Raw genomic sequence first — 24940 nt, forward strand, 5'->3', positions numbered from 1 at the left:
AATGGAACAAACAAAAACAATATTAAAAAAAACCTGGGTGGTGGCAGCGCTTGCCTGCGTCTGCTGTCTCCTCTGGGGGAGTGCGATCCCGCTGATCAAGACAGGATACCGTCTGATGCAGATGGATTCTGCAGATACGGCAAGTCAGATCGTTTTTGCAGGTGTGCGTTTTGCACTGGCAGGAATCCTTGTACTGATCTTTGCATCTTTGCGTGAGCGCAAGGTTCTGCTTCCGGATCGAACTGTTCTGAAATATGCGGTGCCGGTATGTATGGCTCAGACGGTATGTCAGTATTTCTTCTTTTATATAGGTGTGGCACATACCTCTGGTGTAAAAGGCGCTATTATCACAGGTCTTGGGAATTTTATTGCGATTCTGCTGTCCTGCCTTGTTTTTCACAAGGAAAAAATGACCGGGCGAAAGATGCTTGGCTGTATCCTGGGTTTTGCAGGCGTGGTCGTGATCAATCTTATGGGAAATTCTCTGGATGCAGGTTTTAGGCTTACAGGAGAAGGATTTATTCTGATCGCGCAGTTTTCTTACGGAATGTCCACGGTGCTGATCAATATTTTTTCCAGAAAGATATCTCCGGTGGTACTCAGCGGAACGCAGTTTACCATGGGCGGGATCATTCTGTTCCTGATCGGAAAAGGGAAGGGAGGACATCTCGGAAGCGTAAATGCTGCCGGTATCGGGATTATCTTTTATCTGGCAATGGTGTCTGCGGTGGCCTATACACTGTGGTCAGTGCTGCTTGCCTGGAACGATGTATCCAGGGTAGCGATCTTTGGCTTTGTAAATCCTTTGTTCAGTGTGATCCTGTCTGCACTGGTTCTGGGAGAGGTACATCAGGCATTTAATATGGGAAGTCTCATCGCACTGTTTCTTGTCTGTGTGGGAATTTATGTGGTAAATCAAAAAAAATCTTCATAAGTGGTATTGCAGTTATTGTTCTCAGGCAATATTTTTTGAAGCGTGTTGCTGAGAACGGAGTGAACAGTAACGATGCCGGAGTTCTGAAAATTGATTTCAATACGGCATTGTGTTAAAATAGTTCCATAAAAAGTGTGAACATATAAATCCGTGCCGGAATAACTGCAGGATCCGGAAGCAAATCCTGCACCGGACAGATAAGGAGGAAAAATATGGAATTTCAGAAACTGATCGAAGAGAGAAGGACCATCCGTAAATACAGCCCGGAGAGCAGGATCACAAAAGAAGATCTTCTTGCAGTGATCCGGGCCGCTCAGGAAGCACCCAGCTGGAAAAATTCCCAGACCGGAAGATATTATTGTGTAATGTCCGAAGAGATGGTGGAGAAGGTCAGCAGAGAATGTCTTCCGGAAATGAACCAGGCAAAAGCAGAGAATGCCTCCCTGATCGTTACAACCTTTGTACATAACCATGCCGGATTTCAGAAAGACGGAACACCGGATAATGAGCTCGGAAACGGCTGGGGTTGCTATGATCTGGGACTTCAGAACGAGAATCTTATCCTGAAGGCAAAGGAGCTTGGATATGGAACCCTGATCATGGGACTTCGTGCCGGAGACAAACTCCGTGAGATCCTTTCCATTCCGGAAACAGAAACGGTAGTGGCAGTGATCGCTATCGGAAAAGCAGCCGAAGAGCCTGCAAGACCGAAACGTAAAGAAGTGGAAGATATTGTGAGATTTTATTAAATAATAGAAGAAATGCCCGGTACATATCAAAGTGTCCGGGCATTTTTTAACAGAAATCAAAGAGCAAAATGGTCTGAAAAGGATTGCCTGAAGGAATGAATTCTGTTATCCTGTAAGAAAACAGCTGTAACAACATGGAAGGATTTTGGAAAGCAGAGTTTGGGAGAAAAAAAGCAATACAGTAGGGAGGTTTTTAACCAATATGCAGATCATACATGAAAATGAATACGAAGAAACCATGAAAAATATCGTAACGCCATATCTTCTGTCACACAGAAGGGAACTTTATGTACCAGGTGCGGATTATCCGTTTCGTAACGAAAGCAAACGGATCACAGGTAAGATCCATATGCTGCAGTATCTGTCTGATATTGATATGCCTAAAGGTGTGGTAGTCATCAGCCACGGATTCACAGAATCAGCAGTGAAATATGATGAAGTGGCCTATTATTTTCTTAAGGAAGGCTATCATGTATATATTCCGGAGCATTGCGGTCATGGCCGCAGCTATCGTCTTACCGCAGACCCGTCTCTGGTCCACATCGATACATGGAGAAGATATATCCGCGATTTTCTGAAAGCATGCCGATACATAAAGAAAGCACATCCGGATCTGTCACTTAACTTGTATGCACATTCCATGGGTGGTGCCATCGGTGGTATTGCTGCAGCCTGGGAGCCGGACTGGTTTCACAAGGTGATCCTTTCTTCTCCGATGATCCGTCCTCTTACAGATAATGTTCCGTGGCCGGCAGCCACCGGCATAGCTCTGGAGAAATGCATTTTCGGAAAAGATGAGGAATATGTAGCTGGCCGAAAGCCTTACGATGGCAGAGGTTCTTTTGAGACAAGCTCCGCAACATCAAAACCAAGATACGAGCGATACAAAAATCTCCGTGCAGAACATAAGGAGCTCCAGACCTGGTCTCCATCCTACGGCTGGCTCTGGGCTTCTGCGGAAATGAGCTGGTATCTGCGTCTCTACGGATGGAAAAAATATACGGCACCAATGCTGCTCATCCAGGCCCAGGCGGAAGATCTGGTGTCTGTCCGTGCCCTGAAAAATTTTGCCGGAAAGATCAATCGCCAGGGAAAAACAAGCTGTGATTATATCCATATGATCGGAACAAAGCATGAGATCTATGGAAGCAGAGGTAAGATCCTGGAGAAATACTGGGGATATATATTTACATTCCTGGACGATACGGAAAATGATATTGATCACAGATAAGTATTTTTACTACAGGTATATCACATATTTAACAACAGGATTGGCAGCTTTTATTCACTTTCTTTCTTTATCATAGTAAAATTATAAAGCTTTTCTCTTATACATTCGACAAAAAATGTGATATAATCTAACGAATCGTCTTTTTGTACAGACAAACGTACAATCCAAAAAGACAAAATTAAATAAGGGAAGGATTATAGAATGTTATCTGTTATTGAATCAGTGAATGCTGCTGTAAACAATTTTATCTGGGGCGTTCCTGCGATGATCTGTATTATTGGTGTAGGTCTTTATTTAAGTATCCGCACGAATTTTCTCCAGATTCGGAAATTTCCCTATGCCATCAGGGTTACTATCGGACGTATGCTTCGGAAAAGAGAAGCTTCCGATGGAAGTCTGACACCGTTTCAGGCTGTTTGTACGGCGTTAGCTGCTACCGTGGGAACGGGAAATATTGCAGGTGTGGCAGGTGCTATTGCCATCGGAGGACCGGGAGCCGTATTCTGGATGTGGATTTCCGCACTTCTTGGAATGTGTACAAAGTTTTCAGAAGTAACACTTGCGGTACATTTCCGCGAAACCAATGCCAATGGAGATCTGGTTGGAGGACCAATGTATTACATTAAGAATGGTCTAAAAAAACACTGGCACTGGCTGGCATATCTGTTTTCCGCTTTTGGTGTGCTTACTGTTTTCGGAACCGGAAATGCAACCCAGGTTAATACCATTACAACAGCTATTGATTCTGCACTGATCAATTACAATGTGATCGCTGCAGACAATACTTCTACGGTAAACCTTGTTATGGGGATCATCCTTGCGATTCTTGTGGCAATGATCCTGCTTGGCGGAATCAAAAGGATCGGCCAGGTTACAGAAAAGCTGGTACCGTTTATGGCATTGTTTTATATTATTCTTGCCGTCGGTGTAATTATCATCAACTGGAAAAATGTTCCGGGTGTTTTCAGCGCTATCATCAGAGGCGCATTTAATCCGGCATCTGTGACAGGCGGTGTAGTAGGAAGCTTTTTCATGAGTATGAAAAAAGGTGTTTCCAGAGGTATTTTTTCCAATGAGGCAGGTCTTGGTACCGGTTCCATCGCACATGCCTGTGCAGACACCAGAAAACCTGTAAAACAGGGATTTTTCGGGATTTTTGAGGTATTCACGGACACGATCGTGATCTGTACGCTGACAGCACTTGTCATCCTCTGCAGCGAGGTGCCGATCGGTTATGGCGCAGCAGCAGGAGCGGAGCTTACCATCAGCGGTTTTACCAGTACATACGGAAACTGGGTTTCCATCTTTACAGCAGTTGCCATGTGCTGCTTCGCATTTTCCACTATCATTGGATGGGGACTTTACGGAGCCAGATGTGCGGAGTTTCTTTTTAAGGAAAAAGCTATCAGGCCTTTTATGGTACTGTACTCTCTGATAGCGATCATCGGTGCAACTGTTGATCTCGGACTTCTCTGGAGTATCGCAGAGACCTTCAACGGTCTGATGGCGATCCCTAACCTGATCGCAGTATTCCTGCTTTCCGGTGTGGTTGTAAAGCTTGTGAAGGAGTACTTCGCCGGAGAAGGAAAGAACGCCTGAAGGAGTTTTTGAAAAAAAAACTTGACTATCAAAACAAACAGAGTTAGAATTAGTTTAGCTCATTAAAGAGTTAACACATAACAGAAGCAAATTCCATGAAGGGAATCAGTAAAGACAGAGGAACCGTCTTCAGAGAGCTGTGACTGGTGTGATACAGCGTCGGAACTGCCTTGAATATCATCCCTGAGAAGGAAAGCCGAAAGTTTCAGACAAGTAAGTAGGTTTTCACGGGTGCTTCCCGTTACAGAAGTCGCGTATGCCGGTACGTTGCAGAATCGTGCTTGTTTCAATTGAGAAACAGGGTGGTTGCGGAATTTTATATCCGTCCCTGAAAGGGGACGGATTTTTTTTATTCAAAAACATTTTAAACCACGGGGTAAGGATCTGAAACCGGAAAAATATACAAAAGGGGAAAGAGTATGAAAGTGTACAAAAAACTCATGAACGCACTTGCAGCAGTAGAAAAAATCGTACTGGTCATTTCCACACTGCTGATCCTTGTGCTGACTGTGGGAAATGTATTTTCCCGTAAGGTCATCCATCGCTCATGGTCTTTTACAGAAGAGCTTGTTGTAGCGGTGTTTGTTCTCATCACACTTCTGGCAGCAGCACTTGCCTGCCGTGAAAAGGGAGGACTGGTAAGTCTGACACTGGTTACGGACCGTCTTCCGAAAAAACTGGAAAAACCATCTGTGATCCTGATCACGGTCCTGTGCATTGTTTTTTCCGCAATTTTATTTAAGTATGGAATGGACAAAGTTCTTACACAGCTGGCAAACGGCAAGAGAACTTTCGTACTGAACTGGCCGGAGTGGATATTCTGGTCCTTCGTGCCGATCGGAGCAGGCTGCATGATCCTTCATTTTATTGAGTACTGTCTGGACTTCTGCCTGAAAAAAGATGATGAAAAGGAGGACAAATAAATGATCAGTGCAATCTTATTTATCTCCTTCTTTGTTTTCCTGATCCTGGGACTTCCCATTGCGATCTGCTTAGGTCTGTCATCTGTATGTGCCATCCTTTATTCCGGCACATCTCTGACGATCGTAGCTACAAATATGTACTCCGGAATCAGTAAATTCCTGCTTCTTGCTATCCCGTTCTTTGTTCTGTCCGGAAACATTATGGCAAAAGCCGGTATTTCAAAACGACTGATCAACTTCGTAGATACCTGCGTAGGACATAAAAAGGGCGGTATCGCCATTGTATGTGTTATCGTAGCCTGCTTCTTCGGAGCAATCTCCGGTTCCGGTCCTGCAACTGTTGCGGCACTTGGAGCAGTTCTGATCCCGGCTATGGTTGAGCAGGGCGGTTTCTCCGCACCGTTTTCCACGGCATTGATGGCAACTTCCAGTTCCATCGCCATTGTCATACCGCCAAGTATCGCATTCGTTGTATATGCTTCCATCACAGGCGTATCTATTGCAGATATGTTTATGGCTGGTATCGTTCCGGGACTTCTGATGGGTGTTGCTCTTGTGATCATCGTTATGATCGAGGCAAAGAAACATAATATTCAGCCATCCCGTGAAAAAGCTTCCGCAAAAGAGCGCTGGGATACATTTAAAGATGCATTCTGGGGATTCCTGATGCCGGTTATCATCCTCGGAGGAATTTACGGTGGTATCTTTACACCAACTGAGGCTGCAGCCGTATCTGTTGTTTACGGTCTGTTTGTTGGTATGGTGATCTACCGTGAGGTTAAGCTCAAAGATTTGTTTGACATTCTTGTGGATTCTGCAAAGACAACCGGTGGAATCATGCTGATCGTAGCGAGTGCTTCTCTGTTCTCTTTTGTATGTACCAAGTTTGGTATTGCAAATGCGGCATCTGAGCTTCTTGCCGGCATTGCACATAATCAGTTTACCTTCCTTCTGATCGTAAACATCATTTTCCTGATTGCAGGATGCTTCATTGATGCAAACTCTGCGATGTACATTTTTGTACCGATCATGCTTCCGGTATGTAAGGCTCTGGGCTATGATGTGGTAGCATTTGGTGTTATGGCAACAGTTAACCTTGCGATCGGACAGGTAACACCTCCGGTAGGTGTAAACCTTTTTGTTGCCATCAGTATCAAGATCAAAAAAGGTCTGGAGGTTACTCTTCAGCAGATCTCCAGAGCAGTTATGCCGATGATCGCTGCATCCGTTGCAGTTCTTCTGATCATCACTTATATTCCGGCTGTTTCCACAGCTCTTCCGAAGGCTCTTGCAAAAGAGGGCTCCTATACAGGAGACCAGTCTTCTGACACAGAAAGCCAGAGCTCCAAGGATTCCGGGGACGGAAGTGATTCCTTTAATACCATCGCTGATTACAGTGATCTTGACTGGCCGGAGATGACATGGAACTTTGCATGCTCTACAACTGAAACAAGTACCTGGGCTGACGGAGGACGTAAGTTTGGTGAGCTTATGGAAAAAGCAACCGGCGGAAAAGTCAAGGTTAATATTTACGCAGCAGATCAGCTGACAAACGGAAATCAGTCCGAGGGAATCCAGGCACTGATGAACGGAGATCCGGTACAGATCTCCATGCATTCCAATCTGATCTACTCTGCATTTGACCCGAGATTCAATGTAGTATCCCTGCCGTTTATCTATGATTCCTACGATGACGCAGATGCAAAATTTGACGGTGAGGCCGGAGAAAAGCTGAAAGAGATCCTTGGTGAGTACGGACTTCATTGTATGGGAATCGCAGAGAACGGTTTCCGTGAGCTGACAAACAGCAAGCATGAAGTAAAAACAGTAGACGACATGAAGAACCTGAAGGTTCGTGTGGCCGGTTCCAATCTTCTCATGGAATGTTATAAGAGATGGGGGGCAGATGCCACAAACATGAACTGGTCCGAGACATACACAGCACTTCAGCAGAATACGGTAGAGGGTGAGGAGAACCCGTTGCCTGCGATCGACGCAGCCAGTGTACAGGAGGTACAGCCGTACTGCTCCATGTGGGATGCAATCTATGACTGTCTGTTCTTCTGTATCAACCAGGATATCTATGACAGCCTGACACCGGAACAGCAGCAGGTTGTTGATGAGGCAGGCCAGAAGGCTGTTGAGTATGAGCGTTATATCAACCGTTCCGGCGATGAGGAGATCATAAGCCGCTGGGAGAAGAGCAACGGTGTGACCTTTACAAAGAAAGAGGATATGGATATCGATTCCTTCAAGAAAGCAGTAGACGGAATCGACGACTGGTTTGTAAACGAGCTTAAGAGTGCAGGCTATGACGATGCACAGGATCTTGTAGATCTGTTTACAGAGGATTCGGTAGATACCGTGGAGGATTACAGTGATCTGAACTGGCCTGAGACAACCTGGAACTTTGCATGCTCCACAACAGAGACAAGTACCTGGGCTGATGGAGGACGTAAGTTCGGTGAACTCATGGAAAAGGCTACCGGAGGAAAGGTCAAGGTTAACATTTACGCAGCGGATCAGCTGACAAACGGAAATCAGTCCGAGGGAATCCAGGCATTGATGAACGGAGACCCGGTACAGATCTCCATGCATTCCAATCTGATCTATTCTGCATTTGATCCACGCTTCAATGTGGTATCCCTGCCGTTCATCTATGATTCCTATGATGATGCAGATGCGAAGTTTGACGGAGAGGCTGGAGATAAGCTGAAGGAGATCCTTAACGGCTACGGACTCCACTGCATGGGTATTGCAGAGAACGGATTCCGTGAATTGACAAACAGCAAGCATGAGGTAAAATCTGTAGATGATATGAAGAATCTGAAGGTTCGTGTAGCCGGCTCTAATCTTCTTATGGAGTGTTATAAGAGATGGGGGGCAGATGCCACAAATATGAATTGGTCCGAGACCTACACGGCACTTCAGCAGAATACGGTAGAGGGCGAGGAGAATCCGTTGCCCGCCATCGATGCAGCCAGTGTACAGGAGGTACAGCCATATTGCTCCATGTGGGATGCAATCTATGATTGCCTGTTCTTCTGCATCAACCAGGATATTTATGATGCGCTGACACCGGAGCAGCAGGCTGTTGTTGACGAGTGTGGTCAGAAGGCTGTTGAATATGAGCGTTACATCAACCGCTCCAGTGATGATGAGATCAAAGCACGCTGGGCAGACAAAAACGGTGTGACCTTCACAGAGAAAAAGGACATGGATATCGACTCCTTTAAGAAAGCAGTAGACGGTGTAGATGACTGGTTCGTTCAGGAATTGAAAAAACAGGGCTATGATGATGGTCAGGATCTGGTAGATCTGTTTACAAAGTAATCTTCATATATGTTTATAAAAAAATAAAATAGCCGGAAAGAGGCAGTTCTGAGAGAATTTTTCAGGACCGCCTCTTTTCTTTGCGGAAAAAAGATTATATACTGATAGCAGTCCGGCATTTGTCGGGCGGGAGATTGTTGAAACATGGCCGGAACATAAGTAAAGCATATATTCGCATTTATTTTACCGTATGCTCCGGAGAGTTGATAAAGTAAAGGAAGAAATATGATAAAGATCGATCTGATAACCGGGTTTCTCGGATCCGGAAAGACAACATTTATAAAAAAATATGCCTCCTATCTTCTGAAAAAAGGCATGAACATTGGAATCCTGGAAAATGATTTCGGGGCAGTGAATGTGGATATGATGCTGCTTCAGGATCTGATGGGTGACAACTGTGAGTTGGAGATGGTTTCCGGCGGTTGTGATGCGGACTGTCACAGACGGCGATTTAAGACGAAGCTGATCGCTATGGGAATGTGCGGTTACGACCGTGTCATCGTAGAACCATCCGGAATCTTTGATGTGGATGAGTTCTTTGACGCCCTCCATGAGGAACCGCTGGATAAATGGTATGAGATCGGAAATGTGATCGCCATTGTGGATGCGAAGCTGGCAGAGGATCTTTCTGCGGAAGCTGATTATCTGCTGGCTTCTGAGGTGGCAGATGCAGGCTGTGTATTACTGAGCAGGAGCCAGGAAGCCACGGTGGAAGAGATCAGCAGCACAAAAGAGCATCTCAACCGTGCACTTGGCCAGATCCAGTGCAGGCGCTGTCTGGACAGTGAGATCCTCACCGGAAACTGGAATGATCTCACGGACACAGACCTGGAAAAGATCCTGAATTGTGGGTATGTGTCAGAAGCTTATGTGAAGGAATCCTATGCGGAAGGCGGTGGATTTGATTCTCTGTTTTTTATGAACGTTCATAAAAGTGAGGAGAAACTCTATGAAACTGCAGAAAGGATCCTGAATGATCCATCCTGCGGAGATGTTTTTCGCGTAAAAGGTTTTCTCAGAAAAGAAGATGGACAGTGGCTGGAGCTGAATGCTACCCGCCATGAGATCTGCATCCGGCCAGCAAAGTTGGGACAGGAGATCATGATCGTTATTGGGGAAAAACTGAATAAAGAGGTAATTGATGGATACTGGAAATAATACTGCAGGAAAAACAGCACCGGAGAGATATGTCTCAGAGAAGGCATTTGAAGAGCTGCCAGATACATTTCAGAAGCTTGCAGAGCTGCTTGGAGAAGATCAGTTTGAACTGGTGGCAGTGAATGATGAGAAAGGCCCGCAGAATCAAAAAGCAGCTTCAGAGAGTGCTTTTTCGGAAGCAATTGCGGAAAAGTCCGATGACAATATATACAAAGTGGATTCTTATGTAAAAAACGGAGAAATCCGCCTTGTGTATCTTATGAATGATGCGGTAGAAAGCTTTCTTGTTTTTGGAAATGCCCGTATGACAGGTGTATACAAACCGGATTACGAGGGCGAGATCCTGGCAGATTTAAGCCGGCAGGGCATAGAATATATCCTTGTGGTTCACCAGGATGATTCGGTGGTGACTTTGTTTTTTGAAACCCTGTCTCTGGAAAAATATCTCTACGATTACAGCCGGATCGGTCATTTCTGGATAGAAGGGTATGAATATTTACGGCAGCTGGAATATCGCCTGGCAATCCTCCGCGACAAATATGATTATATAGGCGGGGACAGCTGCAACGCTCTGGAGGAGAAGCTTTCTGTACTGGTGGAATTTCCGCCATTGAATTACTGCTGTTATCCGTCTGTTCCGGAAAAGTATATTGTTCCCAGGGAAAATCCGTGGATTCCCTCGGAAAAGGCAATTGAGGTAATGGGAGAGATCGCAAGGCAGGCAGGAGACCGTACCTTTGTCAGGTGGCTTGAAATTTACCGGAAACTTCCGTTTAAATGGGTAGCACGGAAACTGGCAGGAATGCTTCACCGTACAAAACACATTCAGGTAACGATGTGCCTTTCCGAAAAGCTGAGGGAAGCGTCATCAGGATATGGGAATCGTTCTTTTGGAAAAGAAGCTGATGAAGAAATTAAAGTTCTTACGGAAAAAGCCAGTGCAAAGCAGGCAGAGCTGAAAAAGCAGGGTATCGGATCCGAAGTATTCAGAGAAGAACCGTTTACCATTGCCAGAGATTCTCTGGGATTTAAGGTTTATCTCATGAAATGGAACAAAGGAAGAAAAGACTGTACCGTTGAAATTGAAGAAATATGACGAAATATATATATATCCGCAGAGAATATCTGTGAAGTGTTTTTGCCCGGCAGGGATTGCTTTTTTAAAAACACTGGGGTATAATTTAATGGAAAGAGTTAAGAACAGCCCTTTGATAAGAAAGGAGATTTTTAAAATGAAAGTAACACATATTACAGATATCGATAAATTTTTTGAGGTAATTGACAGCTGCAAAGGCAGAGTAGAGCTTGTAACAGGAGAGGGAGACAGACTGAACCTGAAATCCAAGCTTTCCCAGTATGTATCTCTTGCAAACATCTTTTCCGCCGGGGAAATTCCGGAACTTGAGATCGTTGCAGCAGAGAAAGAGGATATCGACAAGCTTATGAACTTTATGATCAACGGCTGATAGGAAGAACGATTTTCAGGGATGTGAGCTTTTCACATCCCTCTATTAATCTGAATATAAAGCAGAATATGAATGTCTGTTTTGTAAAATGGATATAATGACAGCAGATACAGAAACAGATAGTTTTTCTCTGTCATCATGATCATAACAGGATACAACCAGGGGGTATAATACTTCCTGGTCAAACTACGTTAAAAGGAGTGTATACAAAATGGTTAAAATTGATATTATCTCCGGTTTCCTTGGTGCCGGAAAAACAACTCTGATCAAAAAGCTTCTGAAGGACGGATTTCAGGGTGAGCAGGTAGTTCTGATCGAGAACGAGTTCGGTGAGATCGGTATTGACGGCGGATTTCTGAAAGAGGCTGGGATCCAGATCCGTGAGATGAATTCCGGATGTATCTGCTGCTCTCTGGTAGGAGATTTCGGAACATCCCTGAAAGAGGTTGTTACCAAATACAATCCGGACAGGATCCTGATCGAGCCATCAGGAGTTGGTAAGCTTTCTGACGTTATCAAGGCTGTACAGGGTGTTCAGGACGAGGTTGACATTAAACTGAACAGCTATACAACTGTTGTTGATGCAAAAAAATGCAAAATGTATATGAAGAACTTCGGTGAGTTCTTTGATAACCAGATCCAGTATGCAGGTGCCATCATCATGAGCCGTACCGATATTGCAAGTGAGAAAAAGGTTCAGGAGTCTCTGGAGCTTCTCCGTAGCCTGAATAAGGATGCTGCTATCATCACGACTCCGATTGAGAATCTTGACGGTAAGAAACTGGTAGAGGTTATGGAGCATCCGGTATCCCTGGAGCAGGAGATGCTTGAGGAAGAGCATGAGCATCATCACCACCATGACGGAGAGTGCGGCTGCGGACATGATCATGAAGAGCATGAGCATCATCATCACCACGACGGAGAGTGTGGCTGCGGACATGATCATGAAGAGCATGAGCATCATCATCACCACGACGGAGAGTGCGGCTGCGGACATGATCATGAAGAGCATGAGCATCACCATTACCACGACGGAGAGTGCGGCTGCGGACATGACCACCACCATCATCATGCAGATGAGGTCTTCACAAGCTGGGGCCGTGAGACTATTAAAAAATATACACGTGAGGGACTTGAGAAGATCCTTGAGGCACTTTCCGAGTCTGATAAATATGGTATCATTCTCCGTGCAAAAGGAATGCTTCCGGCAGAGGACGGAACATGGATCTATTTTGATATGGTTCCGGAAGAAACCGAGATCCGTGAGGGCGCACCAGAATATACAGGCCGTCTGTGCGTGATCGGTTCTAAGCTTGACGAGCATGCACTGGAGGAGCTTTTCGGGATCGCATAAAGCATATGATAAAATAAATGTCCGTTTTGATGCAAAGCCAAAGCGGAATACAGATATAGATTGTTACAGAAAGGAAACAGATACTGTACATTAAATCGTACAGTATCTGACAGGATGGATTTATGGAAGAGACCAGAGTACCCGTTTATCTGATCACAGGTTTTCTGGAAAGCGGCAAGACCTCTTTCCTGAGCTTTACCCTGCAGCAGGATTACTTTCAGATCGATGGAAAAACACTTCTGATCCTTTGCGAAGAAGGTGAGGAAGAATATGATGAGGAAGCACTGAAACAGTGCAATACCGTTGTGGAGATCATTGACAGCGAGGAAGAGCTTACACCGGAACGACTTGCGGCAATGGAAATCCTGCATCAGCCGGAGCGGGTGATCATTGAGTACAATGGCATGTGGCTGGTAAGTAAATTTGAAGAGATGGAAAAACCGGAAGGCTGGGGCGTGGAGCAGCATATCACCTGTGTGGATGCAAGCACATTCCAGGTTTATATGGCGAATATGAAGTCCCTTTTTATGGACATGGTCCGCAATGCTGATATGGTTATCTTTAACCGCTGCCAGGAGAATGATCCGCTTCCTTCTTACAGAAGAAGCATCAAGGTGGTGAATCAGCGTGCGGAGATTATTTTTGAGGATGAAGAAGGCGAGCTTGGTGATCTTTTTGAGGATGAGATGCCATTTGATATTGATGCGCCGGTGATTGATATCCTTCCAGAGGATTATGGTATCTGGTTTGTGGATTCCATGGATCATCCGGACCGCTATGTCGGAAAAACCGTTCACTTTAAAGCACGTGCCCTGAAGCCGCGTGGAATGGGAAGCAAATTCTTTGTTCCCGGAAGAACAGCCATGACATGCTGTGCAGATGATACCACATTCCTTGGTTATATCTGCAAGAGCGCTTTTGCCCCGAAGATCGCAGAAGGCCAGTGGGTGGATGTTACCGCGAAGGTTGCGTTTGAGAAGAGAATGGAATATCAGGGAGAGGGAATCGTACTTTACGCAGAGCATGTGGAAGTTTGCGAGCCACTTGCTGATGAGATGGTATATTTCAACTGATACGATCAGAGCATTTGTATGCCTTAAGGCATAAGAAGGCCTGGCATTGAAACAGGTAAATTACAGCTGAGGAGTTTTTATGTATTTAATTGCAGGTTTGGGAAATCCGGGAAAGCAGTATGAGGCTACACGCCACAACATGGGCTTTGACACCGTTGACTGTCTTGTGGAGAAGAATAATATCCCGCAGGGTGGCGTAAAATTTAATGCCATGTATGGAAAAGGTATCATCGGCGGTGAAAAAGCTATTCTGATGAAACCGCTTTCCTATATGAATTTAAGCGGTGGTCCGATCCAGGAGATGTCCGGCTATTTCAAGATCGATCCGGAGACAGAGCTGATCGTGATCTACGATGATATCGATCTGGAGCCTGGACAGCTTCGTATTCGCAAAAAAGGCAGTGCGGGCGGACATAACGGGATAAAGGATATCATCCGCCGTCTTGGAACTGAAAAATTTATCCGTATCCGTGTTGGTGTCGGTGCGAAACCGAAAGACTGGGATCTGGCAGATTTTGTGCTGGGGCATTTTTCGGACAGTGACCGCAAGCTTGTGGATGAAGGGATCAATGATGCGGCAGAGGCTGTGGAGATGATCCTGTCCGAGGGCGTAGATGCGGCGATGAATAAGTATAACAGGAAAAAGCCTAAGAATTGAGGTTTGTATGGAAGCATTTTTGCAGCCTCTGCAGGGTCTTGCAGAGTTTGGGGAAATAAAAAAGCGTTGTGGCGCAAATTGCGGAATTCTTAACGTTTCCGGATGCATGGAGTCCCAGAAGGTCCATCTGATGTATGGACTTTCCGGGCTTTTTCCATATCATCTGATCCTTGCGGATGATGAGCGTAATGCAAAGGAAATCTATGAGGATTACCGCTTCTATGACAAAAATGTATATTTTTATCCGGCAAAGGATCTTCTGTTTTTTCAGGCAGATATTCACGGAAATCTTCTGATCCGGCAGCGGATGCGTGTGATCCGGGCACTTCTGGAACAGGAAGAAGTGACCGTTGTTACCAGTATTGACGGATGTATGGATTTCCTGATGCCGCTGGAAAAGATCAGAAGCAGGCTTCTTCATTTTAAAAGTGACAGTGTGATCGATTTGGATCAGCTGAAGGAAGAGCTGGTAGAGCTGGGATATGAACGCACCGGTCAGGTAGAGCTTCCGGGGCAGTTTTCTGTGCGTGGAGGAATCATTGATATCTATCCGCTGACAGAGGATAATCCCTGGCGTATCGAATTGTGGGATGATGAGGTGGATTCTATCCGGAGCTTTGATGCGGAAAGCCAGAGATCCCTGGAAAATGTAGATGAAATTACGATCTATCCGGCCGCGGAAAAGATGGACGGAGAGGATATGGTATCCTTTCTGGATTATTTTCCGGAAGAAAAAACACTGGTGTTTCTGGATGAACTGAACCACCTGGCAGAAAACGGCGAGGGTGTGGAGGAAGAGTACCGTCAGAGTCGTATGCACAGAGAGGAAAAAGGCGAGGCAAATCTTCCGGAGCAGTGGCTATGTGGCTTTCAGGAACTGCAGAAGAAGCTAAACAGACGGAATTGTGTGGCTGTATCCGCACTTTCTCCCAGACGTTCCGGATGGAAGATCAATGAGGAATTTGATCTTACGGTGAAGTCTGTAGATTCTTATAACAGCAGCTTTGAACTTCTGGTAAAGGATCTCCTTCAGTATAAGAGTCAGGGATACCGGATCGCACTGCTCTCCGGTTCCAGGACCAGGGCGGAGCGTCTGGCAAAGGATCTTTCAGAGGAAGGACTGAATGCTTTTTACAGCCAGGACATGGATCGTATCATCAGTCCCGGGGAGATCATGGTGGTCTATGGTCACGCAAGACGTGGCTTCCAGTATCCGCTGATCAAATTTGCAGTGATGACGGAAACCGATATTTTCGGCAAAGAGCAGAAAAAGCGCAAAAAAAAGAAAAAGTACAGCGGAAACAGGATCCAGGATTTTGCAGAGCTTTCCATTGGTGATCTTGTTGTTCATGAAAAGCACGGACTGGGTATTTACCGTGGAATCGAAAAGGTAGAGGTTGACCGTGTTGTGAAGGATTACATCAAGATCGAATACCGGGGCGGCAGTAATCTCTATATCCTGGCAACCCAGCTGGATGCTTTGCAGAAATATTCCGGATCCTCCGAAAATGCAAAAACGCCCAAGCTGAACAAGCTTGGCGGTCAGGAGTGGAATAAGACCAAGAGCCGTGTTAAGGGTGCGGTAAAAAATATCGCAAAAGAGCTGGTAGAGCTTTATGCAGTACGCCAGGAGAAAGAGGGGTATGTCTGCGGACCGGATACCGTATGGCAGAAGGAATTTGAGGAGATGTTTCCCTATGAGGAGACAGAGGATCAGCTGGCAGCCATTGAGGATACCAAGAGAGATATGGAAAGCACCAGGATCATGGATCGTCTTGTGTGTGGTGACGTTGGTTACGGAAAGACGGAGGTGGCTTTAAGAGCTGCGTTTAAGGCAGTACAGGAAAGCCGGCAGGTGGTTTATCTGGTCCCTACCACCATTCTTGCCCAGCAGCATTACAATACCTTTGTACAGCGTATGAAAGAATTTCCGGTGAAGGTGGAGCTTCTCTGCCGTTTCCGGACATCTGCCCAGCAGAAAAAGACCATCGAAGGGATCAAAAAGGGGCAGGTAGATATTGTGATCGGCACCCACAGAGTTCTTTCAAAAGATGTGGAATTTAAAAATCTTGGACTTCTGATCATTGATGAGGAGCAGCGCTTCGGTGTTACTCACAAGGAGAAGATCAAGCAGATGAAAAAAGATGTGGATGTACTGACGCTGACGGCAACGCCGATTCCGAGAACTCTTCATATGAGTCTCATCGGTATCCGTGATATGAGCGTTCTGGAAGAGCCGCCGATGGATCGTGTGCCAATCCAGACATACGTTATGGAGTACGATGAGGAGACTGTCCGGGAAGCCATCCGCAGGGAGCTTCGCCGGGGTGGACAGGTGTATTACGTATATAATCGAGTCAATGACATTGCCGAAGTAGCCCTTCGGATATCCAGACTTGTGCCAGAGGCCAGAGTGGATTTTGCACATGGACAGATGAGTCAGAGGGAACTGGAGCAGGTAATGTATGATTTTATCAACGGAGATGTGGATGTGCTGGTTTCTACCACCATCATTGAAACAGGACTGGATATTTCCAACGTAAACACTATGATCATCCATGATTCGGACAGATATGGCCTTTCCCAGCTTTATCAGCTACGTGGGCGTGTAGGACGTTCCAACAGGACTGCTTATGCATTCCTGATGTATACCAAAAACAAGATGCTCCAGGAGACCGCGGAGAAACGGCTCAGCGCCATGCGGGAGTATTCAGACCTTGGAAGCGGTTTTAAGATAGCTATGAAGGATCTGGAGCTTCGTGGAGCAGGAAATCTGCTTGGTGCTCAGCAGCACGGGCATATGAATGCAGTTGGTTATGACCTTTACTGCAAGATGCTCAGTGAGGCTGTCAAGGAGGCAAAGGGAATCCGGACTATGGATGATTTTGAGACGACCATTGATCTTAACATTGATGCGTTTATTCCGGATTCCTATATCAGCAACGAGTTCCAGAAGCTGGATATTTATAAGCGTATTGCCGGTATTGAAAGCCAGCAGGAGTATGACGATATGCTGGAGGAGCTGATCGACCGTTTTGGCGAGCCGACAAAAGCTGTGCTGAACCTTCTCGCCATTGCAAGGCTGAAGGCTCTTGCTCATCAGGGATATGTGACGGAGATCAAGCAGCTTGGAAAAGATGTCCGGATCACGCTCTATGAAAAGGCCAAGCTGGATCCTGCAGGTATCCCGGCTATTATGGCGCAGTACAGGAGAGGTTTGCAGTTTAAGGCTGATCATGAGCCGAAATTTATCCTGACACCACAGGGAAGGCTGATCGAAGAGCTGATGAAGTTTGCGGGGGAGCTGGCAAAACTGGCAGAGCCACTGGAGTAAAGGGAAGAATCAGGCAGGCTCGGGGTTATCCACGGGAAAAAACATCCGGTTTGTGGATACCGGATATTTCCCCGGAAAGACTTGTGGATAATTTGTGAAATGTCGTGTAAGTTCGTGAAATTCCTTGCTCTTAAAGGTGAAAACGTTTATAATCAAGTATTATGGAATAAGAGCCGGACCGTGATTCTTATGGACGGATAGATGGAGGATGAAATGAGAAATTCAGTAAAGAAAGCGGCAGTTACTGCTCTTGTCTGCGTTACAGCAGCAGGAATGATGGCAGGCTGCGGAAATAAAAAACTCGATGGTACAAAGATTGCATTGACAGTCAATAAGCAGGAGATCCCGCTTGGCGTTGTAAGTCTGGCAGCACGTATGCAGCAGGCACAGGCTGAGGCAATGTACAAGATGTATCTTGGCGGCGGAAACGATATGTCTATCTGGAGTACCAAAATGGATGATGATTCCGAGGAGACTTACGGTGAAAATGCGGTAACAACATCTGTTGAGACTGTTGAGAAGATGTGTCTGGAGAAAGAACACGCTTCCGAGTATGATGTTGAAATTACAGATGATGAGCAGAAGGCTCTTGAGGAAGCTGCCAAGAACTTTATGGCTGCCAATTCCGATGAGACAATTGCAGAGCTTGCGGTTGATGAAGATATGGTGAAGACTTTCCTCGAGCTTGAGACATACGATGTGAAGATGAAGGATGCCATTGAAGCCAAAGCGGACGTGAAGCTGGATGAGAAAGAATATCAGCAGATGTCCTTCAGCTATGCAAGTGCAAAAGTCAGCGGAGATGATCTTTCCGATGATGATATCAAGAAGAATAAAGAGAATCTTCAGAAGTTCTATGACAAGGTAAAAGAGGATCCGGCTGCAGATTTCAATACTCTTGGAGATGAGATTTCCGAGGATATGACTGCAACAACCGGAACATGCCCTGCCTATGAGGAAGGTGATGGCAGTGCTGCCAACGGAACTACTTATCCGGATGAGGTCCGTACCGCTTTAAGAAAGCTGGATGAGGGTGCACTGAACGAAGAAATCATCAAGACAGATTCCGTATGGTATGTTGTGAGACTGGATTCCAAGAATGATGAAACTGCAACTGAGAGTAAGAAAGAGTCTCTGACAAACACCAAGAAGGATGATTTCTATAATGATACAACAGATGGATGGAAGAAGAAAGCAGATATCAAAGAAGAGAAAAAACTGATCAAGAAGATCAAGATCACAGATAATCACAGCTTTACGATCCAGACTCCAACTCCGACACCGGACCCGGATGTAACTGAGACACCGACAGCAGATTCTGCAGAGGCTGAGGCAACCGAGACACCGGCAGCTGAGGAGCAGACCGATGTGACCGAGACACCGGAGACAGAGGGAGATTCTGCAAAGGCTGATGAGGAGACTGCAGACAGTACAGAAGATGAGGCAGCTGCTACACCGGAAGCTGAGAAATAAGATACAATGTTTGCAATGGAATGATAAGAGAAAAGACAACGAGCCGTGTACGAGTTTATCGTACACGGCTCGTTTTTTGTAATGCTCATGCCTGCTTTACGGATCATCAGATCAGATTCAGATGCTCCAATGCGTGAAGAATCCCATCCCTGTCCACTGCGCTTGTCTGGTATGTGCAGTGCTTTTCGATGCCTCCGTAAGCATTTCCCATAGCAACGCTGACTCCGGCAGCTTTCAGCATGGGAAGGTCGTTGGGACTGTCTCCGAATGCGTAGCAGTTTTCCTTGGGGATGGAAAGGCGGTCCAGGAGAAATTCCATGCCTGTGGCTTTGCTGGTACCCTTTTGTGTGACTTCCCAGATTCCGTCTCCGTGATCAAAATAGGTGTAATGATCATTACAAAAGCTGCGGAATTTTTCGACATTGGAATCCGGAAGCATATGTACCAGGAATTTGTCATAGGAGTAAGTGCAGGCATCCTCCCGATTGAATTTCGTGATGTCGACCATTGGAATTTCTTTTCGCATTTTGACTCCGAATTCGGACTGGGCCGGAGATGCGCCATCATACAGGATCTCAGTGTTGGATTCAAAAAGTGCCTCGATTTTACATTTGCGGAGAAGATCTACGGTTTCCTTGCACAGAAGATTTGGGACTGTGCGGAAAAAAAGCAATTTGTTATCCATGTAAATGTGGGTTCCACAGCCATATATATAGCCATCGAAATGAAGCTCTGAGAGTGCAGAGGGCATCATTACTTTGGTGCGGCCGGTGTTGATGAAAAGAAGATGACCGTTTTCATGGGCTTTTGTGAGGGCTCGGCTGGTGCTCTCCGGAACCTTGAATGGGTGAGACGTAAGCAGTGTGCCGTCTATGTCGAAGAACAGGATTTTTTTATCGTTCATAAGGTCTCCTTTAAAATGGGATTTCTTCTTCGGTGTTATTGTTATTAATGTCAGTAATATCATTAACAGGAAGCGGTTCTGCGGATGTATCTTCAACAGAGTTCAGTGCGCTGACACGGATGCCATTGAGCTCTATTTCACTTTCCATGGGGATCACCAGGCATTTGCGGCCGTCGATGATCCGAGTTTCTACCAGCTCTGCCCGGTCCGGTGCCACGTGGATCACCACATCCGGGGTTTTGATCTCGAATTTTCTGGTGTTGGTGATGTTGGATGCTACCAGAGCAGATTTTTCTCCTGCAGCAAGCTCATATTGTTCATCGAAGTTCTGAAGCTTTTCGTCTTCTACGCCGCATTCTTCGAAGAGACGTTTGACTTCGGATTTGGTGAGGACAACAGGTTCCGGTTCGTCCTTCTGGGATTCAATGAGGTCGTTAAGCTTTTCGTGGATCTCAAGGACTGTGTCGTAGGCACAGTCATCACCAAGTGTTTCTTCCACCAGAGCATTGAAGGAGTCGCGCTGGGTTCCGGCAGATAGCGGTGTGGTGCAGCCGAAGACTTCTTCCATCATGGTGGAGCGGAGATTTTCGGCGTTTTTGGTGTAGTAGAGAAGTCCGTGGATATCGGTACTGCGGTCGTTGAACTGTGGGAAGAGGAAGCCCCAGTCAGGCATTTCTACCAGCCAGTCCCGGATACGGTCTTCGATGTTGTTTGTCTCTGTGTTGTAATGCAGGCCTGCCTTGGAGAGTTTGACCGGGCAGATGCTGCAGAGGATGTGGTCGTAGATCTCATCGGAGGCATCGAACATTTCGGCGCCGTCGGAGGATTTGCCGGGGATGTCGTAGACTGCATGGATGAGGATGATGTAGTAGTTTTCACCGTAGTCGTAGTTTTCTATGATTCTGTCGTAGAAGGCTTCGGTGAGGGTGTCGTCGGTGAGTTTGCTTTTGCGGAGTTTCATGAGGAAGTTTTGGGTTCCGCCTTCGTCTTCCTGATCCAAGGGAAATTCCATGTTGATGAGGTTTTTTCCAATGGTGCCGGTGAGGGTTTTTCGGAAGATGTCGAAGTATTTGAAGGTTTCTTCCTCTGATAAGGATAAGAAGGCTTCTTTGAGTTCGGTTTTTTTGTTTTTTTCACCGTCTACGTAGCAGCCGCAGATGCGGGTGATGGAGCAGCGGTCAGGGGTGAATTGTTTTTTTATTTCTGCGATTTCTTTTTTGTTCATGTGTGGTTTACCTCGGTTTTTTGATTAATTTGATTATAGCACAGGTGTTTGGTGGGGGCAAGATGACACGGACGGACGTGTGAGATTTGCAGCAGAAGTCCGGGTGCCGTCGTTTCGCCTGGTCATACTAAGCGTCTGAGGTGTCTCACGGAGCGGCCGGCCCATAACTCGCCATGTACGCTGATGCGTACCTGGCTCAGACAGATGGGCCTTACCCTGCGGCTTGTGGCCGCCGGGTACCTCTCCGTGAACCACCTCAGACGCTAAGTATGGACCAAGGCTCACTCCAAAGCACCCGGACTTCTGCTGCAAACCTCACACTGTGCGGTCATGGTGGGAGGGCTAGAGTGGTCTGACGGGAGTTGGATGAGCCATCAGCGCTGCGCTGGATGGCTGGGAGGAAAGGCTGAGATTCCCTGTGGTTTGAAGGGAGGTTGTGAGCGTCGGCGCGTTGCTGGACGCTTGTAGTTTGGAAGAGTGAGATTCCCTGTGGCTTGGAGGGAGATTGTGAGGGTCGGCGCGTTGCTGGACGTTGGATGGTGGTGTCGAAATTTGGAGATGGTTTTTTGTGGTGTTGTGGTGGGATGTGTGATATGATTTGTGTATCTTATAAGATCTAGCCATTTATTTGGTTTCTTTTTGCTTCAATGTCTGAAGCGTTTTTTCGAAAAATATTTATAAAAACTGTATACAGGGTTTCTGAAGTGTTTGATTGATGGTATAATTGTATATACCAGAAGGAGTATTGTTTGAGAGATAATACGATTTTTGATGATGTTTTTCGTACTATGATGGAGAAAATGACGTTTCTGGTCGTGCCTTTGATCAATGATGTTTTTCATACATCATATCCGGCTGATGTGGAGATTGTGCAGTTGCGTAATGAGTATCAGCGGGTGGATGGTGAGATTATTATGGATTCGCGGCTGTTGATCGGAAACCGGATTTATCATATAGAATGTCAGAGTACGGATGACAGGACAATGGCTGTACGGATGATAGAGTATGATTTTGCAACTGCTGTTGAGTTTGCCAGAAAGCAGGGACGGAGGTATCGGATGGAGTTTCCGCGTTCTTGTGTGTTGTATCTTAGAAACAGTAGGAATACGCCGGATTTTCTGGAAGTGGATGTGGTTTTTCCAGATGGAGGATGTCATTTGTACAGAGTGCCTGCCATTAAAGTAGAGAATTATACAAAAGATAAGATATTTGAAAAGAGTCTTCTTATGCTGCTTCCTTTTTATATCATGCGATATGAAAAAAGAGGGCATGAGATGAGTGAGGATCCACAACTTTTTCAGGAATTACTGAATGAATATGAAGTGATCCGGAGTAAACTGGAAGCAGAGATCACTGAATCTGGAAGGTCCGAACTGTTCAGTGATCTGATTGGACTGATAACTCGGATATCTGATCATATTTTCAGAAATGAGGAGAAAGTCCGGAAAGGAATAGGTGAGATTATGGGTGGACATGTTCTGGAACTGGAATCTGAGAAAAGGGCAAGGCTGATGGCGGAAGCTAAAGAACAGGCTGAAGCACTGGGGCGAGAACAGGGAATGGCCCAGGGAATGGCTCAGGGGGAGGAGCGACTTAGAGTTTTGATCAACAGGCTTATACTTGATGGTCGTGGCAATGAGATCCAGAAGGTTGTTACAGATAAAGAAATGCGTGAAGCCATGTACAGAGAATATCAGTTATAATTGGAAAGGATAAAGAGAATCCCCCACTGGTTTTGCTATCCATGGGGGATTCGTTGACTGATCTGAATTTTATAATACAGAATATCCGTAGCTGCTGACAATAGCATCGATCTTCTGGCGGTTTTTGCACAGTGGGCAGTTGTCAGAGCGGTAGGAGTGATAGTCCGGGATGTCTCTGGCCTGGAAGATAGAGTGTACAGGGAGTGTGGCTACACTGTCTACACTGCTGTAGATGGCTGCCACGCCGCGGATCTTACCGCCATAGTACAGAACGCTTTCGATAGCCCGGTTCAATGTGGATCCGGTGGTGATGGAACCATTTAGGATGAGAATGTTTTTTCCATTGATCATTGGTTCATAGTTGTCGCGGAAGATTATCTGTCCGGTGCTGTTGAACTCAGGGGTGATGACGTAGATGGTCTGGTGTGCATTCATGGAAAGAACGCCGGCCTTGGTCAGTTCTTCGGCGAGATAAGCACCAATCACTTCAAGTCCGTCCATGCAGACGATGGTGTCTACCGGAATGGATGCTTCGTAATTTGCTGCGAGAGCGGATGCAATACGCTGTGCTTCAGCGCATCTGGATTTCATGGTGGTGAGATCCAGGTAGTGTGTGATATGGGACTGGGATGTTACGAAGTGTCCCGGAATCATTTTAAGCTGTATGCGGTTGTCATTGCGCGCGTAAATTTTTATGATGTTGTCCTGATCCATAATAAAAACCTCCTGTCGTGATCGTGTTTTACGTGGTTGTTCAGGAGAATTATCCTGAAGGATTACGAAACAGATTTAATTAACCAAATGCGGATCGCAAATATCCGATTAGCTGTGCATATTATACCATTGATTTCAAAAAAATAAAACAATATAATGCAAAATATATAAAAAATATTCGAAAAATCAAGTATATTTGTTAAAAAATATCCAATATCATGAAAGCTTTGACAATAGGATCATTACTATAGAGTAAAAGTACTTGTGAGCATGCAGTAAATTGGAAAGAGAGTGCCATATGTATTATTGTGTATAAAAAAGAGGAGGAGAATCTCTATGGATTCTCCTCCTGTGAGAGTGAGTCAATGTCAGCCTTCAATAGATACATATTTATCAGCTTCGATCTCTTCAGCTGCTTTTTTCGGAATAGAAAGTCTCAGAACACCGTTCTCAAATTTTGCATGGACATCTTCGTTTTTTACACCATTACCAACATAGAAACTCCTGCTTGTGCTGCCAGCATAACGTTCACGGCGGATATAATTGCCTTTCTTGTCTTCCTCATCTTTGTCAAGACCCTTGGCAGCGGAGATGGTAAGATAACCATCCTTCAGCTGTACCTGTACTTCATCTTTCTTAAATCCTGGAAGATCTACATCCAGCTCATAGCCTTTATCTGTTTCACGTACATCAGTTTTCATGATATTTTTTGCATGTTTGCCATAAAGAGGATTCTTTCCGCTAAAGAAATTATCTCTGAATCCAAAATCATCCATCCAGTCATCAAATAAGTTTTCTCCAAATACACTCGGGAACATCATAAGTCATTTCTCCTTTCAAATTGAAAAGCCGTTCCGGTGGATCAAGAAATCCAACTGTTGCCGGTATATAGTTACCACTTCGGGTCATTCCGCAGTGGTGATCGTTTGGTTTTACTCTGAACATCAGGAAGTTCTTTTTTTATCTCCTCCCTTGTTCTATATGTAATATAACACTTATTACTAGCGAAGTCAAGAGGCGAGTGCTAATTTCACACTTTCTTCACATTTTCCTAAAATGAAAAACTAATTTCCACTCTCAGCCCTTTATGTTCTTTTGCTGAAATTAGG

Annotated in this window: 19 protein-coding genes and 1 other annotated feature; of the genes, 15 read left to right on the plus strand and 4 right to left on the minus strand. The window is 45.6% G+C overall.

Annotation, left to right across the window (positions count from 1 at the left end; genetic code table 11):
- The first annotated feature begins 1 nt into the window (after position 1).
- The 14 genes from DWX61_RS10910 to DWX61_RS10975 all read left to right on the plus strand — a co-directional run bounded on the left by DWX61_RS10910 (position 2) and on the right by DWX61_RS10975 (position 19285).
- Positions 2 to 934: a DMT family transporter gene (locus tag DWX61_RS10910; protein ID WP_118625276.1), complete on the plus strand. Its 933-nt coding sequence runs from the start codon at positions 2 to 4 to the stop codon at positions 932 to 934.
- A 212-nt stretch (positions 935 to 1146) separates the two neighbouring features.
- Positions 1147 to 1683: a nitroreductase family protein gene (locus tag DWX61_RS10915; protein ID WP_118625278.1), complete on the plus strand. Its 537-nt coding sequence runs from the start codon at positions 1147 to 1149 to the stop codon at positions 1681 to 1683.
- Positions 1684 to 1885: 202 nt separating this feature from the next.
- Positions 1886 to 2914: an alpha/beta fold hydrolase gene (locus DWX61_RS10920; RefSeq protein ID WP_118625280.1), complete on the plus strand. Its 1029-nt coding sequence runs from the start codon at positions 1886 to 1888 to the stop codon at positions 2912 to 2914.
- A 201-nt stretch (positions 2915 to 3115) separates the two neighbouring features.
- Positions 3116 to 4513, plus strand: coding sequence for an alanine/glycine:cation symporter family protein (locus DWX61_RS10925; RefSeq protein ID WP_118625282.1), 1398 nt, complete (start codon positions 3116 to 3118; stop codon positions 4511 to 4513).
- 86 nt (positions 4514 to 4599) lie between these two features.
- Positions 4600 to 4846: a binding site (T-box leader), on the plus strand.
- 86 nt (positions 4847 to 4932) lie between these two features.
- Positions 4933 to 5436 (plus strand): TRAP transporter small permease, encoded by a 504-nt coding sequence (locus tag DWX61_RS10930; protein WP_118514171.1) that lies wholly within the window; start codon positions 4933 to 4935, stop codon positions 5434 to 5436.
- Entirely contained in the window at positions 5437 to 8769 is a 3333-nt protein-coding gene (locus DWX61_RS10935) for a TRAP transporter large permease subunit (RefSeq protein WP_118625284.1), read from the plus strand.
- A gap of 225 nt (positions 8770 to 8994) precedes the next feature.
- A complete protein-coding gene (locus DWX61_RS10940) occupies positions 8995 to 9927 on the plus strand; it encodes a GTP-binding protein (protein WP_118625286.1) in 933 nt (310 codons plus the stop codon).
- Complete coding sequence (locus tag DWX61_RS10945; protein ID WP_118625288.1) at positions 9911 to 11023, plus strand: DUF3878 family protein; 1113 nt, start codon at positions 9911 to 9913, stop codon at positions 11021 to 11023. The genes DWX61_RS10940 and DWX61_RS10945 overlap by 17 nt, the downstream gene beginning before the upstream one ends.
- Positions 11024 to 11159: 136 nt before the next feature.
- Positions 11160 to 11393, plus strand: a complete 234-nt coding sequence (locus DWX61_RS10950; RefSeq protein ID WP_015525508.1) for a hypothetical protein — start codon at positions 11160 to 11162, stop codon at positions 11391 to 11393.
- 211 nt (positions 11394 to 11604) lie between these two features.
- The gene (locus tag DWX61_RS10955; protein WP_118625290.1) at positions 11605 to 12747 is read left to right on the plus strand and encodes a CobW family GTP-binding protein; all 1143 of its coding nucleotides are present in this window, start codon (positions 11605 to 11607) and stop codon (positions 12745 to 12747) included.
- A gap of 122 nt (positions 12748 to 12869) precedes the next feature.
- Positions 12870 to 13820, plus strand: a complete 951-nt coding sequence (locus DWX61_RS10960) for a TIGR03943 family putative permease subunit (protein ID WP_118607885.1) — start codon at positions 12870 to 12872, stop codon at positions 13818 to 13820.
- A 79-nt stretch (positions 13821 to 13899) separates the two neighbouring features.
- Positions 13900 to 14478, plus strand: coding sequence for an aminoacyl-tRNA hydrolase (pth, locus tag DWX61_RS10965; RefSeq protein WP_118514159.1), 579 nt, complete (start codon positions 13900 to 13902; stop codon positions 14476 to 14478).
- Positions 14479 to 14485: 7 nt separating this feature from the next.
- On the plus strand, positions 14486 to 17812 hold the full coding sequence (mfd, locus tag DWX61_RS10970) for a transcription-repair coupling factor (protein ID WP_118625292.1): 3327 nt from the start codon (positions 14486 to 14488) through the stop codon (positions 17810 to 17812).
- 213 nt (positions 17813 to 18025) lie between these two features.
- Positions 18026 to 19285 carry an FKBP-type peptidylprolyl isomerase gene (locus DWX61_RS10975; protein ID WP_118625294.1) on the plus strand — a complete coding sequence of 420 codons (1260 nt, stop codon included), beginning with the start codon at positions 18026 to 18028 and terminating at the stop codon, positions 19283 to 19285.
- Between the two features lie 106 nt (positions 19286 to 19391).
- Here the strand turns inward: DWX61_RS10975 and DWX61_RS10980 are convergent, their stop codons facing one another.
- Positions 19392 to 20189: an HAD family hydrolase gene (locus tag DWX61_RS10980; RefSeq protein WP_158293303.1), complete on the minus strand. Its 798-nt coding sequence runs from the start codon at positions 20187 to 20189 to the stop codon at positions 19392 to 19394.
- 10 nt (positions 20190 to 20199) lie between these two features.
- Positions 20200 to 21414 carry a DUF4317 domain-containing protein gene (locus tag DWX61_RS10985; protein WP_118607881.1) on the minus strand — a complete coding sequence of 405 codons (1215 nt, stop codon included), beginning with the start codon at positions 21412 to 21414 and terminating at the stop codon, positions 20200 to 20202.
- Positions 21415 to 22163: 749 nt separating this feature from the next.
- Between DWX61_RS10985 and DWX61_RS10990 the strand changes: the two genes are divergently transcribed.
- Entirely contained in the window at positions 22164 to 23117 is a 954-nt protein-coding gene (locus DWX61_RS10990) for an RpnC/YadD family protein (protein ID WP_118625298.1), read from the plus strand.
- A gap of 69 nt (positions 23118 to 23186) precedes the next feature.
- On the opposite strand, the gene DWX61_RS10995 is transcribed toward DWX61_RS10990, so the two are convergent.
- Complete coding sequence (locus DWX61_RS10995) at positions 23187 to 23831, minus strand: type I phosphoribosyltransferase (RefSeq protein WP_118514147.1); 645 nt, start codon at positions 23829 to 23831, stop codon at positions 23187 to 23189.
- A gap of 368 nt (positions 23832 to 24199) precedes the next feature.
- Positions 24200 to 24652 carry an Hsp20/alpha crystallin family protein gene (locus tag DWX61_RS11000; RefSeq protein ID WP_015525518.1) on the minus strand — a complete coding sequence of 151 codons (453 nt, stop codon included), beginning with the start codon at positions 24650 to 24652 and terminating at the stop codon, positions 24200 to 24202.
- Positions 24653 to 24940 lie beyond the last annotated feature (288 nt).

This window comes from Ruminococcus sp. AF20-12LB (assembly GCF_003478985.1).
In the GTDB taxonomy this organism is placed as follows: Bacteria; Bacillota; Clostridia; order Lachnospirales; family Lachnospiraceae; genus Blautia_A.

Bases quoted from the DNA above. Each gene is read 5' to 3' on its own strand.
- DWX61_RS10920 (WP_118625280.1), top strand. From the start codon at position 1,886: ATGCAGATCATACATGAAAATGAATACGAAGAAACCATGAAAAATATC.
- DWX61_RS10995 (WP_118514147.1), bottom strand. From the start codon at position 23,831: ATGGATCAGGACAACATCATAAAAATTTACGCGCGCAATGACAACCGC.
- DWX61_RS10980 (WP_158293303.1), bottom strand. From the start codon at position 20,189: ATGAACGATAAAAAAATCCTGTTCTTCGACATAGACGGCACACTGCTT.
- DWX61_RS10915 (WP_118625278.1), top strand. From the start codon at position 1,147: ATGGAATTTCAGAAACTGATCGAAGAGAGAAGGACCATCCGTAAATAC.
- pth (WP_118514159.1), top strand. From the start codon at position 13,900: ATGTATTTAATTGCAGGTTTGGGAAATCCGGGAAAGCAGTATGAGGCT.
- DWX61_RS10935 (WP_118625284.1), top strand. From the start codon at position 5,437: ATGATCAGTGCAATCTTATTTATCTCCTTCTTTGTTTTCCTGATCCTG.
- DWX61_RS10930 (WP_118514171.1), top strand. From the start codon at position 4,933: ATGAAAGTGTACAAAAAACTCATGAACGCACTTGCAGCAGTAGAAAAA.
- DWX61_RS10960 (WP_118607885.1), top strand. From the start codon at position 12,870: ATGGAAGAGACCAGAGTACCCGTTTATCTGATCACAGGTTTTCTGGAA.
- DWX61_RS10945 (WP_118625288.1), top strand. From the start codon at position 9,911: ATGGATACTGGAAATAATACTGCAGGAAAAACAGCACCGGAGAGATAT.
- DWX61_RS10955 (WP_118625290.1), top strand. From the start codon at position 11,605: ATGGTTAAAATTGATATTATCTCCGGTTTCCTTGGTGCCGGAAAAACA.
- DWX61_RS10925 (WP_118625282.1), top strand. From the start codon at position 3,116: ATGTTATCTGTTATTGAATCAGTGAATGCTGCTGTAAACAATTTTATC.
- DWX61_RS10975 (WP_118625294.1), top strand. From the start codon at position 18,026: ATGAGAAATTCAGTAAAGAAAGCGGCAGTTACTGCTCTTGTCTGCGTT.
- mfd (WP_118625292.1), top strand. From the start codon at position 14,486: ATGGAAGCATTTTTGCAGCCTCTGCAGGGTCTTGCAGAGTTTGGGGAA.
- DWX61_RS10985 (WP_118607881.1), bottom strand. From the start codon at position 21,414: ATGAACAAAAAAGAAATCGCAGAAATAAAAAAACAATTCACCCCTGAC.
- DWX61_RS10940 (WP_118625286.1), top strand. From the start codon at position 8,995: ATGATAAAGATCGATCTGATAACCGGGTTTCTCGGATCCGGAAAGACA.
- DWX61_RS10910 (WP_118625276.1), top strand. From the start codon at position 2: ATGGAACAAACAAAAACAATATTAAAAAAAACCTGGGTGGTGGCAGCG.
- DWX61_RS10950 (WP_015525508.1), top strand. From the start codon at position 11,160: ATGAAAGTAACACATATTACAGATATCGATAAATTTTTTGAGGTAATT.
- DWX61_RS11000 (WP_015525518.1), bottom strand. From the start codon at position 24,652: ATGATGTTCCCGAGTGTATTTGGAGAAAACTTATTTGATGACTGGATG.